We start from the raw sequence: 15733 nt of genomic DNA on the forward strand, positions 1-15733 counted from the left end.
GATCCGCATATCGGACGAATTCTACGGGGAGGACGGACATGGATTACGAGGCGTTCTTCGGCTCTGCGATCGCCGGCCTTCACAGGGAGGGGCGCTACCGCGTCTTCACCGATCTGGAGCGGCAGGCGGGGCGCTTCCCCTACGCCACGCATCACAGCCCCGGCGGCGAGCGCGAGGTCACGGTCTGGTGCTCCAACGACTATCTCGGCATGGGCCAACACCCGGAGGTGCTGCGGGCGATGCACGAGGCGATCGAGCGCTGCGGCGCGGGGGCCGGCGGCACCCGCAACATCTCCGGCACCAACCACTATCACGTCCTTCTGGAGCGGGAACTGGCCGACCTGCACGGCAAGGAGGCGGCGCTGATCTTCTCCTCCGGCTACGTCTCGAACTGGGCCGCGCTCGGCACGCTCGCCTCGAAGCTCCCGGGCTGCGTCGTGTTCTCCGACGAGGGCAACCATGCCTCGATGATCGAAGGCATCCGCTCCAGCCGGGCCGAGCGACAGATCTTCCGCCACAACGATCCGGAAGATCTGAACCGCAAGCTCGGCCTGATCGAGCCGGGCCGTGCCAAGCTCGTCGCCTTCGAGTCGGTCTATTCGATGGATGGCGACATCGCGCCCATCGACGAGATCTGCGACGTGGCCGAGGCGCACGGCGCGCTGACCTACCTCGACGAGGTCCACGCCGTCGGACTCTACGGCGCCCGGGGCGGCGGCATTTCGGAGCGGATGGGCCTCGCCCACCGGCTCGACGTGATCGAGGGCACCCTGGGTAAAGCGTTTGCCGTCCACGGCGGCTACATCACGGGCTCGGACCAGCTCTGCGACTTCGTCCGCAGCTTCGCCTCGGGCTTCATCTTCACCACTTCGCTGCCGCCCGCGGTGGCCGCGGGCGCGGCGGCGAGCATCCGCCATCTCAAGGAGAGCAGCCTCGAGCGCGCGCGCCATCAGGAGCGCGTCGCCCGGGTGCGGCAGGCCCTCGACGCGGCCGGCATCCCGACGCTCGCCAACCAGAGCCACATCGTGCCGGTGATGGTCTGCGATCCGGTGCTATGCAAGGCGATCAGCGACACGCTGCTCGACGAGTTCGGCATCTACGTGCAGCCGATCAATTACCCGACCGTGCCCCGCGGCACGGAGCGCCTGCGCATCACGCCCTCGCCGCTGCATTCCAACGCGGACATCGATCATCTCGTCGAGGCGCTGAGCACGATCTGGCGGCGGATCGGCCTGCGCCGGGCGGCGGCGGAGTAGCCCCGCGATCGGCGTCCGGCTCTCGGAGACGAGCGACGACACGGGCGGGTAGCCGGAGCGATTCGGCAGATGCGGGCCTGCGGGCTCGACCTGATCGGTCGGCGCCCGAGCGGGCGCGTCACGGCTGGCTCTGTGCGTACTCGCCGATGATCGGCTCCGCCGTCGGGAAGGGCCGGCTGCCGACGAAGCGTCCGAGCGCCGGAGGGGCCGTGCCCGGCTCCGTCGCGCGCACCTCGCGAGCAAACCAGGCGATCGTCGCCTCCAGGCCCTTTTCGAGCGTCACCTGCGGTGACCAGTCCAGCAGAACCCGCGCACGGGTGATGTCGGGGCATCGACGCTGGGGATCGTCCACCGGCAGCGGCCGTCGCACCACCGTGGAGCGGGTCCCCGTCATCCGCGTCACCAAGTCGACCAGCTCCGCCACCGTCATCTCGCGCGGATTCCCGAGATTGACCGGCCCGCCGGGGGAGGCCTCGCGCTCCATCATCCGCATCAGTCCCTCGACGAGGTCGGCGACGTAGCAGAACGAGCGGGTCTGTTCGCCGTTGCCGTAGACGGTGATCGGCTCGCCCGCGAGCGCTTGGCAGATCACATTGGAGACGACGCGGCCGTCGTCGGCGCGCATGCGCGGGCCGTAGGTGTTGAAGATGCGCGCCACCCGCACGTCGAGCCGATGCATGCGCTCGAAATCGAAGATCAGGGTCTCGGCGGAGCGCTTGCCCTCGTCGTAGCAGGCGCGCGGCCCGGTCGGATTGACGTTGCCCCAGTACGCCTCGGTCTGCGGATGCACCTCGGGGTCACCGTAGACCTCGCTGGTGGAGGCTTGAAGGAAGCGGGCACCGTCCTGCCGGGCCCGTTCCAGGAGATGGTGGGTGCCGACGACGCTCGTCATCATCGTGTGCACGGGATCGGCCTGATAGTGCGGCGGGGAGGCCGCGCAGGCGAGATTGAAGATGCGGTCGAAGCGCGGGAGCGCGGGCAGCGGCCGGGTCACCTCCGCCTCGACGAACTCGAAGCGTGGTTCGCGAGCGAGGTGGGCGAGGTTGTCTTGTCGCCCGGTCAGCAGGCTGTCGAGGGCGACCACGTGCGCGCCCTGTCCGAGCAGTCCATCCACGAGGTGCGAGCCGATGAAGCCCGCACCTCCGGCCACGAGCACCTGCATGCCTCGGTACTCGCTCACTGCGCGCCCCCTCATGGACCGACTCTCTCATGGGGCGCTCCGCCGTCATATCCGGCGCAGTGCCGCCCCCAGCGGCATCGCGCGGGACGGCTTCCAGTTCCACGGCCCGGTGCACTGGGCGGTCTCAGGCAATCACCCCCTCGCGAGCCGCAGGCGTGATGCGCCCGTCCGGCCCGCTGCGCGGAAGCGGGAGCCCAGTCGCGGGTGTATCGAGAAAAAGGGACTCAAGGCGCAAAGCCCGTATCCGTCGAGGCCGTGCCGGACGGGACTTATGGCCCGGTCGCCGCGGCAGGAACCATGCCCGGCGAACTCGAGGTGTGCTCCCCACCGACGAGGCGAGGGAGCCGCGCTCACATCTTCTTTTCGAGCGCGGCCTTCACCTGCATCAGCTGATCCCAGACGACGCCGGGGCTCGTGCCCATCGCTTCGAGGATGGCGTTCACGCCCCAGACCACGCCGATCAGGATCAGCGGCACCAGGATCCAGCCCAGGATTTCCTCGCCGCGGTGACGGGCCCGCCGACGGCGGCGGCGCTGTTCGCGTGACGAGGGCGGCTTCGGCCGGGCCGGCGCCATCGGTGTCGCGACAGGCGTGAGGGGCTCCTCCTGCGCGTCGCTCGTCATGATACCCCCATTGCCGGTCGATGCCGCCGCCCTTCAAGGCAAGCCGCGGCGCCGTCCATATCCGGGAGCCGGCGCGGGAACGCAACCCGCGCCGACGATAAGGCGATCACGCGTCCGCATGATCGCCCAGGGCGCGCTCAAACCTTGAGCGGCACCTTCGGCACGGTGCGCACGCCGCCCCCCGTCGAGCCGCCGCCCGAAGGGCCGCCGTCGCGCTTGGCTGCCTTCTTGCGCGGCGCGGAGCGCGGCTTGGAGCGCTTGCGCTTGGTCGCGTTGGTGACGTCCTTCTCGGGCTTGGGCGTTACCGGCCCGGCGGGGAACTCGAAGCCGAGCCCCGTCTTGCCGCCGGCCTCGCCGTCCTCCGGCTTCTTCAGCACCACCTTGACCGCGCCGCCATCCTTGAGACGGCCGAACAGAACCTCGTCGGCCAGCGGCGTCTTGATCGTGGACTGGATCAGGCGGGCCATGGGCCGGGCGCCCATCGCGTCGTCGTAGCCGTTCTCCACGAGCCAGTCGCGGGCCTCGTCCGAGAGCTCGATCGTGACGTTGCGGTCGGCGAGCTGGGCTTCGAGCTGGAGCACGAACTTGTCGACGACCTTGGCCACGACTTCCTTCGGCAGGTGACCGAACGAGATGATCGCGTCGAGGCGGTTGCGGAATTCCGGCGCGAACAGCCGGTTGATCGCCTCCACGTCGTCACCCGTGCGCTTCGACTGCGTGAAGCCGTAGGCCGACTTCGCCAGATCGGACGCGCCCGCATTCGAGGTCATGATGATGATGACGTTGCGGAAGTCGACCTGCTTGCCGTTGTGGTCGGTCAGCTTGCCGTGGTCCATCACCTGCAGGAGGATGTTGAACAGGTCCGGGTGCGCCTTCTCGATCTCGTCGAGCAGGAGCACGCAGTGCGGGTGCTGGTCGATGCCGTCGGTGAGCAAGCCGCCCTGGTCGAAGCCGACATAGCCGGGCGGCGCACCGATCAGCCGCGAGACCGTGTGGCGCTCCATGTATTCCGACATGTCGAAGCGCAGCATCTCGACGCCGAGCGAAGCGGCAAGCTGCTTGGCGGCCTCGGTCTTGCCGACGCCGGTCGGGCCGGCGAACAGGTAGGAGCCGATCGGCTTGTCGGGGTCGCGCAGGCCGGCACGGGCCAGCTTGATCGCCGAGGTCAGTGCCTCAATGGCGTTGGTCTGGCCGTAGACGACCCGCTTCAGGTTCTCGGTCAGGTTCTTGAGCACCACCGCGTCGTCCTTCGACACGGTCTTGGGCGGGATGCGCGCCATCGTGGCGATGGTGGTCTCGATCTCCTTGACGCCGATGGTGCGCTTGCGGCGCGCCTCCGGCACCAGCATCTGCGAGGCGCCGGTCTCGTCGATCACGTCGATCGCCTTGTCGGGCAGCTTGCGGTCGTTGATGTAGCGGGCCGACAGCTCCACCGCCGCCTTCACGGCATCGGTGGTGTACTTGAGCTTGTGGAACTCCTCGAAATACGGCTTGAGGCCCTTGAGGATCTCGATCGTGTCCGGGATCGACGGCTCGTTGACGTCGATCTTCTGGAAGCGGCGCACCAGGGCGCGATCCTTCTCGAAGTACTGGCGGTACTCCTTGTAGGTGGTCGAGCCGATGCAGCGGAGCGCGCCGGAGGCCAGCGCGGGCTTCAACAGGTTGGAGGCGTCCATCGCACCGCCCGAGGTGGCGCCCGCACCGATCACGGTGTGGATCTCGTCGATGAACATGATGGCGTTGGGGTGCGCCTCGATCTCCTTCATCACCTGCTTGAGGCGCTCCTCGAAGTCGCCGCGGTAGCGCGTGCCGGCCAGCAGGGTGCCCATGTCGAGGGAGAACACGGTCGCGTCGGCCAGAACCTCCGGCACCTCGTGCTGGATGATTTTTCGCGCAAGTCCCTCGGCGATGGCGGTCTTTCCGACGCCCGGATCGCCCACCAGCAGCGGGTTGTTCTTCTGGCGGCGGCAGAGCACCTGGATCGTGCGCTCGACCTCGGAATGGCGGCCGATCAGCGGATCGATCTTGCCGTCGCGCGCCTTCTTGTTGAGGTTGACACAGTAGGCATCGAGCGCATCGCCCTTCTTCTTGGGACGCGCCTCGTTTTCCTCGGGCCCGGGGCGCTCGCTCCCGCTCTCCTCCTCGGCGCCGCGCACGGGCTTGGCTTCCGAAGCGCCGGGCCGCTTGGCGATGCCGTGGCTGATGTAGTTCACCGCGTCGTAGCGGGTCATGTCCTGCTCTTGCAGGAAGTAGGCGGCGTGGCTCTCGCGCTCGGCGAAGATCGCGACGAGCACGTTGGCCCCGGTCACCTCCTCGCGACCCGAGGACTGCACGTGGATCACCGCGCGCTGGATCACCCGCTGGAAGCCGGCGGTCGGCTTGGCGTCCTGGCGTCCGTCGCCGGTCAGGTTCGAGAGTTCGGTATCGACATACTCGACGAGATTGCGGCGCAGCACGTCGATCTCGACGTTGCAGGCCCGCATCACGGCGGCGGCATCCTGGTCATCGACGAGGGCGAGCAGGAGATGCTCGAGGGTCGCGTATTCGTGGCGGCGCTCTCCGGCCAGGGCCAGGGCGCGGTGGAGGGCTTGCTCGAGGCTACGTGAGAAGCTGGGCAATGCTCTGGCCTTCGCTGGATGCCTATTTCTTTTCCATAACGCACTGAAGCGGATGTTGGTGCTTGCGGGCGAAATCCATCACCTGCGTCACTTTTGTTTCCGCAACTTCGTAAGTGAACACGCCGCACTCCCCCACACCATTGTGATGGACGTGCATCATGATCTGGTAGGCGTCGTCGTGACTCTTGTTGAAGAACCGCTCCACGACATGCACGACGAACTCCATCGGCGTGTAGTCGTCGTTGAGCAGCAGCACGCGGTACAGGCTCGGCCGCTTCGCCCGCGGCTTGGTGCGGGTGATGATCGCGGTGCCCGAACGGTCGTCGTCACCCGAACCGGGTGGGGTCGAGGCTGCGGCAAAGGGGGCGGCGAACCGCCCGGCCCGGCGCACCTCGTCCTGGATCTGCTGAAGAGACATCGGTATCGAAGCGACCTCGGTCTGGCAGCCTTCGGCATATGCACCCCCGAGAGAGCGCATCGCTCGATAGGCAATCTATAGGCCGGGAAACGAGTCCGCCAGTCGCGTGCGCGAAACTGTCCGAGGTCGATGTCGCTAGTCTCTCACCCTGCGGCTTCGTTCGGGGCAAACGGCCGCAGGCCGTCGCGGGACACTCGGGGAAGGGGGCCGTCAACTTCGGCTTAACCCCTGTGGCGAAAGGACGATCTCGCTTCTCGACCCGCCGGCATTAACGGCCGCGTAACCGCGTTCATCCTAGCTTCGCCACAGAGAACGCGGATCCGGAGGGCCGGCATCCGCGAACGAATGGTGCCAGCCGGGCCCGCTGCCCGGGTGTCGAGGCGAAGGTTTCCAGATGCGTCGCGTAGAAGGCCGGCCCACGGGGTCCCGCGCTGTCGCCGTTCTGCTCCTGGCGACGAGCTTTCTCGTCGCGGTGGCCGATCCGGCCGAGGCGCGCCGCCGCGGGCACACGCGCAAGGCGGTGAGCGGCTACAACCCGCCCTACGCCGCCATGGTGGTGGACGTGAAATCCGGCCGCACGCTGCACGCGGTCAACGAGGACGCCCTGCGCCATCCGGCCTCGATCACCAAGGTGATGACCCTCTACATGCTGTTCGAGCAGATGGAGAAGGGCCGCTACGAGATCGATTCGCCGCTCGGCATCTCGGCCAACGCCGCCGCCCAGGCGCCGTCGAAGCTCGGCCTGCGGCCCGGCTCGACCATCACCGTCGAGGAGGCGATCAAGGCGCTCGTGACCAAGTCGGCCAACGACGTGGCCTGCGCCATCGGCGAGAACATCGCCGGCTCCGAGCCGCGCTTCGCCGAGATGATGACCCGCAAGGCCAAGTCGCTCGGCATGAGCCGCACGAACTTCGCCAACGCCTCGGGCCTGCCCGACCCGGACCAGATCACCACCGCCCACGATCTCACCATCCTGGCTCGCGCCATCCAGGACCGCTTCCCGCGCCAGTACCGCTACTTCCAGACCCGCTCCTTCGCCTTCCGCGGCCGGACCATCGGCAACCACAACCGCCTGCTCGGCAATGTCGAGGGCGTGGACGGCATCAAGACCGGCTACACCCGCGATTCCGGCTTCAACCTGATGACCGCGGCCAAGCTCGGCGACCGCCAGATCGTGGCGATCGTGCTCGGCGGCAAGTCGGGCGCGAGCCGCGACCGGATCATGGCCGACCTCGTCCGCGCGAACCTGCCCCGCGCCTATGCCGGCGCCCGCCAGACGGGGCCCGTGATCGAGACGGCCGAGCGCGGCCGCCCGGCGGTGGTCGCCGAGGCGGGCTCCCGCACCCGCACGGTGGTGGCCTCGGCCGACGACGACGAGATCGAGACGACGAGCTCCACCAGCACCGCGCCCCTCGACATCCGCCCCAGCGGCGTCGCGCAGGCGACCACGACCCCGGGCATGCGCCGTCCCGGCCTCCAGGCCCTGCCGGGTGCCGCCCAGGCCTATGCCGGCCCCGCCGGCCAGGCGCCGTTCCCGAGCACGGGCGGAAAGTCGACCGCGCGCCTGCCCGCCGTGGAGGGCGTCGCCTCCCGCGCCGAGGGACCGCCGAAGGATGCGCGCTCCGAGAGCCCCAAGGCCGTCGTGCCGACCCCCTGGGTGATCCAGCTCGGCGCGATGGACGACGAGGACAAGGCCAAGTCGATCCTGTCCGACGCCCGCAGCCGCACCGGCGCGCTCTCCAAGGCCGCGCCCTACACCGTGCGCGTGACCCACGGCGGCGCCACGCTCTACCGGGCCCGCTTCTCCGGCTTCTCGGAGCAGGGCGCCGCGCAGGATGCCTGCGCCGCACTGAAGAAGAACGGCTTCAACTGCTTCGCCACGCGGAGCTGAGTCCTTCGAACCTTGCCATTCCGGTGCCTGCCCGTCGGCAGGCCGCCGTCGATCCGGGCGCGCGGCAGAGTTCCGTGCCGCGTCCGTCCGCAACGAGAGCCGTCGCAAGCGGCCCCGGACGTTCGACCTTCGAAAAATCCTGACAACGCGCGTGGAGTTCTAGCGATGTCGGTTCACCAGCCTGTCCCGCGCCGCGTTCACCCGCGCCGCCCGCTCGACGCTGCCGCCCTGGTCGGGATGCAGCCGCTTCATCAGCGACCGATGAGCCGCGCGGACCTCCTCCAGGGACGCCCCGCGCTCAAGCCCCAGGACCTGATAGGCCTCCTGCTCCGTCATCGCCCCTGGCTTCGCCGCGCCGCCCGGCCGCGGGTCTCCGTCGCCATCAGCGTCTACACGCCAGCCGGGCTGCCGGCGGTCGAGATACGCCTCTAGCCCGCGCGCGCCCTCCGGATCGTTCGCCGCGAGCAGCCCGGCGAGTTCGACGAGCGCGGCGTGCGGCACCTCGGAGAGGCGCCGCCCCGCGAAGGGGCCGACGAAGAGCGTGCCGTCGCCCGGGCTTCCGTCGGGTCGCAATTCGAGTTCGAGCGAGGCCGTACGCAGGCGCTGCGGCGTCCCCGCGCCGCGCAGGGCATTGAACCGCCGCCCGAGGCCGCTCGCCCCCTCCATCAGCCAGACTCCGCCCATCCCGAGCAGGAGCGAGAGCAGAAAGCTGCCGCGAAGCGACAGAGCGAAGGCTGCGGCGAACGCAAGGTAGCCGGTGAGACGCCGCGGCGTCAGGCCGAAGGGCAGGCGTCCCTTGCGGCGGCCGAGCCACCAGAAGCCGATGAGCGCCAGAAGGCCGAGGGCGAGAAGCATCCCGCGCTCATCGGACGGAACGGGGCGCGCGTAAAGCGCTCGAGCCGAGCGCGTCGCCGCAGGACGGCCTCACAACCGCGTCGCCGCCACGTCCGCGGTGTTCACCCGCACCGTCCGCACCCGGCCGTCGCGCTCGACCAGCAGGGTGACGGGACGGTCGAGGCCGGTCTCCTCGACGACCGAGGTCAGGTCGGACAGGCGGTGGACCGGCTGGCCGTTCACGCCGACGATGACGTCGCCGATGTCGCCCGTGCGCGGGTCGACGCCGCGCAGGCCCGCCTGGGCGGCCGGAGAGCCGGGCAGCACCCGCACCACGACGACGCCGTCGATGCCGAGCCGGGCCGCGGTCGCCTCCTGGCCGGCGATGATGCCGATACCGGGGCTGCGCACCCGGCCGTTCTTGATCAGATCGGGCACGACGCGGTTCACCACGTCGACGGGTACGGCGAAGCCGATGCCGGCGCTCGCCCCCGAGGGCGAGAAGATGGCCGTGTTGACGCCGATCAGGCGCCCGGCGGAATCGAGCAGCGGGCCGCCGGAATTGCCCGGGTTGATCGCCGCGTCGGTCTGGATCACGCCCGACAATTCGCGCCCCTCCTGCGTCGGCAGGCGGCGCTGCAGTGCGCTGATGACGCCGCTGGTCAGCGTGTGATCGAGCCCGAACGGGTTGCCGATGGCGAAGGCGGATTGCCCCACCTTGAGGTCTGCGGAGCTGCCGACGGCCAGCGGCGGCGGCATCTTGGCCACGCGGCCGAGCTGGAGGACGGCGAGGTCGTAATTCGGGGCCGTGCCGACCACCCGCGCGCTCACCACCTCGCCGGAAGAGAGACGCACGGAGATCGAGCCGCCACCCTTGGTCGCGGCCTCGACCACGTGGTTGTTGGTGACGACGTGGCCGGCCGCGTCCCAGACGAAACCGGTACCGGTCTGCGTGCCCGAGCCCCGCTGCTCGCCTCCGCCCGGACCCTGGCCGAGCTCGTCCTCCGGCTCGATCAGGGCACGCCCCTGCGCGGCAGACTGGGCGAAGACGTGCACCACGGAGGGCGCGGCGCGGGCGAACAGCTCGACGGTGCTCTTCTCCGCCGAGGAGAGGTCGCCGCGGGCCGTCACGGCGCGGGGCGCGTCCGCCGAGTAGAAGAAGGCCAGGATGTAGGGCTGCGCCACGAACGCGATCAGCAGCCCCAGCGTCACCCCCAGGGCGATCCGCACGAAACGATCCGGCACCGGTGTCCCCGTCCTCGACGGCAGGCCCGGACCGCGAGGCGGCACAGGCTGCGTTCAGATTCTCTCCACCATAACTCGCATTCGCCGCCGACCGTGACGGACGGCGCGAGAGAGGTACGAGAGAGGCTTAGCTGGGTGTGGTGTGGCTTTCGGTCAACAAATCCCCGCTTTTCCGCACAGGCCGGTCGGGTGCGGCACCGCACGGCCAAGCCAACGAAGCCCGAGTAACCAATTGCATACTGTTTCACACGCAGTGTCTTCACACTGATGAAAGGCATCGGTGGGTGGGCCTGGACCAATCTTGGCAAAACCAAGGCAAGGTCGAGGCGAGGAACTGCGACGGAACGGTGACCGACAAGGCTGTCGAGCACTCGAATTGATCGCAAAGCCGCCCCAGAGATGCTTCGATCGCCCTAGACCTTCGAACATACCGGCCCGGCGGCTCTAGTCGTCGTGGCGGTCCTCTACGGACGGACACGGTTCAAACAGGAAGAACAAGAGATGGAAACCGAAGCTCTCGAACGTCCTGCCGACCTCACGATCTGGCGCACGCTGCCGGCCTCCTCCCCGCTGGCGCAACCCGAGCGCTACGGCACCCTGCGCGAGGCGCTCGCCGCCGCGAAGGGCGCCCTGGGCGATCCCTCCAAGCAGCCCTGGATCATCACGGAGGAGGGCGAAATCCTCTCCCCGAACTGGATCCGCACCTACGTCAACTGATCGACCGCTCCCGGTGCGGGCACCGGCGAGCCGGGGCTCGGCCGCGATGCCGGAGCGACCTCCGGCATCGGCTCGGGACGGTTCACCAACGTGACCAGCACGTAGGACACGATCATCAAGAGGAACCACGAGCCGAGCTTGGCCGCCGAGACCGGCGACCAACCGGCCGCCTGGTTCGGGTAGATCCAGACGCGCGTGGCGGTGCCGATATTCTCGGCGAGCCAGATGAACAGCGAGACGAGGACGAATCCGAGCAGGAGCGGCATCTTGCGATGCACCTGCCAGACCTTGAAGTGCACCACCGTGCCCGCGAACAGCACGCCGATGGCGATGAACAATAGGGCGCGCAGGTCGGCCACGTAATGGTGGCTGAAGAAGTTGAGATAGATCGCGCCGGCCAAAGGCAGCGTCAGCGCCAACGGCGGATGCCGCGTGAAGCGGAAGTCGAACAGGCGCCAGACGCGGGCGATGTAGGAGCCGATGCTGGCATACATGAAGCCGGTGAACAGCGGCACGCCCATGACCCGCAGCAGGCTCGCCTCGGGATAGATCCACGAGCCGACGCCGGTCTTGAAGATCTCCATCGCCGTGCCGACGAGGTGGTAGATGGCGATGACTTTCGCCTCCTCCCAGGTCTCCATGCCGAGCGCGAGCAACGCGACCTGGATCAGCACCGCCGCAATCGTCAGGAAGTCGTATCGCGTGAGCGGCGCGTCGGCCGGATAGAACAGGTGCGTGCCGATCAGGAGCGCGCAGATCAGGCCGCCGAACAGGCAGGCCCAGCCCTGCTTCACCCCGAAGCGCAGGAACTCGTAGGCGAAGGCGGTGAGCCGTCCGCGTGCCTGCGCCCGGGCGGCGAGTCGGCCCTCGGCCGCGACGAACCCGGCCAGGAACGGCCAGGTGCGCGCCGCGCTCGGCGCCTTTCTTCCGGCAAACCCCATTCCGCCCGCCCTGTCCCGTCCGCAGTCCGAATCGACACGCGAGCGGAGCGGAGGAAAGCGTCGGTTTGACGTTCACCGGCGCAACGCCGCACAGTCCATGAAAGGGCAGGGCCGGGAGGGGGCGTGCAGGCGGAGCAGGTCGAGGATCGAGGGCGGGCCCGTCGGCGCATGGAGCGCGAGCTGCGATGGCTCGACGGGCTCGCGGGGCGCAAGCGCTTTCGCCGACGGTCCCTACGGGCCCTGCGCGGCACGGTCGGCGCGGCGGCGACCTTCGGCGCGCTGGTGAAGCTGAAGCTCGTCGGGACGCTCGCGGGCAAGACCGCGATCGCCCTGGCGGTCGGGCTCGGGCTGGCATGGCCGACCCTGGTGATCGGCGTCATCGGCCTAATCGGAATCGTGCTGGCGCTGCTCAGCCTGTTCAGCGGCGAGGGCGGCCCGCACGGCCTCGATTGCGACTGCCCCGGCGAGTGCGGCCGGAAGGAAGAGCGCGCGCGGCGCCTCAAGCACCTGATCGCCCAGCGCCGGTCATGGCTCACCGCACCGTCCGGCCCGCCGCCGAGCGTTCGCTGGGACGCGATGGGACGGCGTGCGACGGGAGCGGGGCGGCGGAAGCGGAGCCGGTGAGGCCGGCCTTTTTGACAGTAGCCGCATTTGGCGGCTCGCCTATAATGCTCAAAAAAATCACCAAAAAACCACGACAGCCTCGGACGCCTGGGGCTGAGGCCAGGAAACCCGTGTCATGAGCTCCCGGATCCCCGATTTCACCTCCGTCGCCTTCGCGGCCGACGGCTTCAAGGCGCCGCCCCCGCCGGTCGCGGAGCCGTGGATGACGCCGGAAGGTATCCCGGTAAAGGGCTTCTACGGGCCCGAGGACCGGGAGGGGCTTGAGGGCATCGAATCCTATCCGGGCCTGCCACCCTACCTGCGCGGGCCCTATCCGGCGATGTACGCGACCCAGCCCTGGACGATCCGGCAATATGCCGGCTTCTCCACCGCCGAGGATTCGAACGCCTTCTACCGGCGCAACCTCGCCGCGGGCCAGAAAGGTCTCTCGGTCGCCTTCGACCTCGCCACCCACCGCGGCTACGATTCGGACCACCCGCGCGTGTCGGGCGATGTCGGCATGGCCGGCGTTGCGATCGACTCGATCTACGACATGCGCACGCTGTTCTCCGGCATCCCACTCGACGAAATGACCGTGTCGATGACGATGAACGGCGCGGTGCTTCCCATTCTCGCGCTCTACATCGTCGCGGCCGAAGAGCAGGGCGTACCGCCGGAAAAGCTCGCCGGCACGATCCAGAACGACATCCTCAAAGAGTTCATGGTCCGTAACACCTACATCTATCCCCCCAAGGGATCGATGCGGATTATCTCCGATATCTTCGGCTACACATCCAAGAACATGCCGAAGTTCAACTCTATTTCCATTTCCGGCTACCACATGCAGGAAGCCGGGGCGACGCAGGATTTGGAGCTCGCCTACACGCTCGCCGACGGCGTGGAATACATCAAGGCAGGTCTGGCCGCCGGCCTGACCATCGATCAGTTCGCCCCGCGCCTGTCGTTCTTCTGGGCGATCGGGATGAACTTCTTCATGGAGATCGCCAAGATGCGGGCCGCGCGCCTGATCTGGGCCAAGCTCGTGAAGGAGTTCGATCCCAAGAGCGACAAGTCGCTGCCGCTGCGCACCCACTCGCAGACGAGCGGATGGTCGCTGACCGCGCAGGACGTGTTCAACAACGTCACCCGCACCTGCATCGAGGCGATGGCGGCCACCCAGGGCGGCACCCAGTCGCTCCACACCAACGCGCTCGACGAGGCGCTGGCCCTGCCCACCGACTTCTCGGCCCGCATCGCCCGCAACACGCAGCTCTTCCTGCAGCAGGAGAGCGGCACCACCCGGATCATCGACCCCTGGGGCGGCTCCTACTACGTCGAGCGCCTGACCCACGACATCGCCGCCCGGGCCTGGGAGCATATCCGCGAGGTCGAGGCGCTCGGCGGCATGGCGAAAGCCATCGAGGCGGGCATTCCGAAGCTTCGCATCGAGGAAGCGGCGGCCCGCGCCCAGGCGCGGATCGATTCCGGCCGCCAGACGATCGTCGGCATCAACAAGTACAAGCCCGACGACGAGATGAAGATCGATCTCCTGCGCGTCGACAACGCCGACGTCCGCGCCAAGCAGATCGACAAGCTCAAGCGCCTGCGCGCCGAGCGCAACCCGGCCGAGGTCGAGGCCGCGCTCGCCGCGCTGACGAAGGCCGCGGACGGCGAGGGCAACCTGCTCGAGCTGGCGGTGAACGCGGCGCGGGCCAAGGCCACGGTCGGCGAGATCTCGGAGGCGCTGGAGAAGGCCTGGGGCCGTCACCGCGCCGAGATCCGCTCGATCTCGGGCGTCTACAAGCGGGAGGTGGGCGGCATGTCGCCGGTGGTGGAGAAGGTCCGCGGCCTCGTCGAGGCCTTCGAGGAGAATGACGGGCGCCGTCCGCGCATCCTGGTCGCCAAGATGGGCCAGGACGGGCACGACCGCGGCCAGAAGGTGATCGCCTCGGCCTTCGCCGATCTCGGCTTCGACGTGGATATCGGGCCGCTCTTCGCCACGCCGGACGAAGCCGCGCGGCAGGCCGTGGAGAACGACGTGCACATCGTCGGCGTCTCCTCGCTGGCGGCGGGTCACCTGACTCTGGTGCCCGAGCTGAAGGCCGCGCTGAAGCAGGAGGGCCGCGACGACGTGATGATCGTGGTCGGCGGCGTGATCCCGCCGGGCGATTACGACGCGCTCCACGCCGCCGGCGCCTCGGCGATCTTTCCGCCGGGCACGGTGATCGCGGAGGCCGCGGTCAAGCTCCTGAGCGAACTCAACGAGCGCCTGGGCTACGGCGAGCGGCAGGCTGCCGAGTGATCTTTCGCGAGTAGCCTTTCCCACGGATCGGGCGGAGGCCGCGTCTCCCCCCGTCATCCCCTTTTTCATCGAATTTACCGGAATGTCAGGCGCCGTCGCGCCCGTCGTGGTGCCGTGAGAACGGATCGGATAAGACGGCAGGATCAGTTTTCGCGCCCGCCGCTCCCGCGCTTTCAACGACCGGCTGGCGCCTCACGCATTGCGACGGGGCTGGGCGATGGCCGAGGCGGACCACGGAAACATCCTGCCTGTCATCCTGTGCGGCGGCTCGGGGACGCGGCTCTGGCCGGCCTCGCGTGAGAGCATGCCCAAGCAGTTCACGCCGCTCGTGGACCCCACGACCTCGACCTTCCAGGCCACGATCCGGCGCGTCGCCGATCCGGCCGTGTTCGCCAAGCCGACGGTGATCGCCTCGGCCGAGTCCCGCTTCATCGTCGCCGAGCAGCTCGCCCAGACCGGCACGAGTGCCGACATCCTGCTCGAGCCCGAGCGTCGCGACTCCGCCGCTGCAGTGGCGGTGGCCGCGCTCCACGCGGCCGGCCGAGGTCCGGAGACGGTGGTGCTGATCATGGCCGCCGACCACGTGATCGAGGATGCCGCCGCCTTCGCGCAGGCCGCGCGGCACGCGGCCCTCGGCGCCCGCCTCGGCCAGATCATGACGCTCGGCATCACCCCGACCCGGCCCGCGACCGAGTACGGCTACATCCGCACCGGCACCTCCCTCGCGGATGCGCCCGGCCTCCACCAGGTCGAGCGCTTCGTCGAGAAGCCCGACGCGGCCGGGGCCGAGCGGCTGATCGGGGAGGGCGCCCTGTGGAACTCGGGCTACTTCCTGTTCCGCGCCGACGTCATGATCGCCGAACTGGAGGCGCACGCGCCGCAGGTGCTGGAGGCCGCGCGCGGCGCGCTGGCCCATGCCGCGACGGATCTCGATTTCGTACGGCTGCAGGCGGAGTCCTTCGCGCGGGCGCCCAAGACCTCGATCGATTACGCGGTGATGGAGCGGACGACCCGCGCGGGCGTGCTGGCCGTCTCCTTCGCGTGGTCGGACGTCGGCACCTGGGACGCCGTCTGGCAGGTGCTGGAGCGCGACGCGCGGGGCAAC

13 protein-coding genes are annotated in these 15733 nt (G+C 68.9%); 6 read left to right on the forward strand and 7 right to left on the reverse strand.

Annotated features, from left to right (window positions below):
- Positions 1-38 precede the first annotated feature (38 nt).
- Positions 39-1256 carry a 5-aminolevulinate synthase gene (gene hemA / locus BY998_RS18900; RefSeq protein ID WP_110353162.1) on the forward strand — a complete coding sequence of 406 codons (1218 nt, stop codon included), beginning with the start codon at positions 39-41 and terminating at the stop codon, positions 1254-1256.
- Between the two features lie 118 nt (positions 1257-1374).
- Here hemA and BY998_RS18905 read toward each other — a convergent pair whose 3' ends face one another.
- The 4 genes from BY998_RS18905 to clpS all read right to left on the reverse strand — a co-directional run bounded on the left by BY998_RS18905 (position 1375) and on the right by clpS (position 6095).
- A complete protein-coding gene (locus BY998_RS18905) occupies positions 1375-2451 on the reverse strand; it encodes a UDP-glucuronic acid decarboxylase family protein (RefSeq protein ID WP_210205505.1) in 1077 nt (358 codons plus the stop codon).
- A gap of 335 nt (positions 2452-2786) precedes the next feature.
- Positions 2787-3059: a hypothetical protein gene (locus BY998_RS18910; protein ID WP_110353165.1), complete on the reverse strand. Its 273-nt coding sequence runs from the start codon at positions 3057-3059 to the stop codon at positions 2787-2789.
- 137 nt (positions 3060-3196) lie between these two features.
- The gene (gene clpA / locus BY998_RS18915) at positions 3197-5677 is read right to left on the reverse strand and encodes an ATP-dependent Clp protease ATP-binding subunit ClpA (RefSeq protein ID WP_110353167.1); all 2481 of its coding nucleotides are present in this window, start codon (positions 5675-5677) and stop codon (positions 3197-3199) included.
- 22 nt (positions 5678-5699) lie between these two features.
- Positions 5700-6095, reverse strand: a complete 396-nt coding sequence (gene clpS, locus BY998_RS18920) for an ATP-dependent Clp protease adapter ClpS (protein ID WP_110353169.1) — start codon at positions 6093-6095, stop codon at positions 5700-5702.
- Positions 6096-6489: 394 nt separating this feature from the next.
- Here clpS and BY998_RS18925 point away from each other — a divergent pair, with 394 nt between their 5' ends.
- Complete coding sequence (locus BY998_RS18925; RefSeq protein WP_110353171.1) at positions 6490-7986, forward strand: D-alanyl-D-alanine carboxypeptidase; 1497 nt, start codon at positions 6490-6492, stop codon at positions 7984-7986.
- 159 nt (positions 7987-8145) lie between these two features.
- Here the strand turns inward: BY998_RS18925 and BY998_RS18930 are convergent, their stop codons facing one another.
- Together BY998_RS18930 and BY998_RS18935 are read right to left on the reverse strand one after the other, a co-directional pair.
- Positions 8146-8841: a DnaJ domain-containing protein gene (locus BY998_RS18930; protein ID WP_110353173.1), complete on the reverse strand. Its 696-nt coding sequence runs from the start codon at positions 8839-8841 to the stop codon at positions 8146-8148.
- A 69-nt stretch (positions 8842-8910) separates the two neighbouring features.
- The gene (locus BY998_RS18935) at positions 8911-10065 is read right to left on the reverse strand and encodes a trypsin-like peptidase domain-containing protein (protein WP_110353175.1); all 1155 of its coding nucleotides are present in this window, start codon (positions 10063-10065) and stop codon (positions 8911-8913) included.
- Between the two features lie 501 nt (positions 10066-10566).
- On the opposite strand from BY998_RS18935, the gene BY998_RS18940 reads away from it, so the two are divergent.
- Entirely contained in the window at positions 10567-10782 is a 216-nt protein-coding gene (locus BY998_RS18940; protein ID WP_108942654.1) for a hypothetical protein, read from the forward strand.
- On the opposite strand, the gene BY998_RS18945 is transcribed toward BY998_RS18940, so the two are convergent.
- A complete protein-coding gene (locus BY998_RS18945; protein WP_110353177.1) occupies positions 10770-11723 on the reverse strand; it encodes a DUF817 domain-containing protein in 954 nt (317 codons plus the stop codon). The genes BY998_RS18940 and BY998_RS18945 overlap by 13 nt on opposite strands.
- A 123-nt stretch (positions 11724-11846) precedes the next feature.
- On the opposite strand from BY998_RS18945, the gene BY998_RS18950 reads away from it, so the two are divergent.
- From BY998_RS18950 to BY998_RS18960, 3 genes are all read left to right on the forward strand, one after another.
- Entirely contained in the window at positions 11847-12347 is a 501-nt protein-coding gene (locus tag BY998_RS18950; RefSeq protein ID WP_110353179.1) for a hypothetical protein, read from the forward strand.
- 115 nt (positions 12348-12462) lie between these two features.
- Positions 12463-14628, forward strand: a complete 2166-nt coding sequence (gene scpA, locus BY998_RS18955; RefSeq protein ID WP_110353181.1) for a methylmalonyl-CoA mutase — start codon at positions 12463-12465, stop codon at positions 14626-14628.
- 217 nt (positions 14629-14845) lie between these two features.
- Positions 14846-15733 (forward strand): sugar phosphate nucleotidyltransferase (locus BY998_RS18960; RefSeq protein WP_245421649.1); only part of this gene is annotated, 888 nt, incomplete at its 3' end.

Source organism: Methylobacterium sp. B4 (assembly GCF_003201865.1).
Lineage (GTDB): Bacteria > Pseudomonadota > Alphaproteobacteria > Rhizobiales > Beijerinckiaceae > Methylobacterium.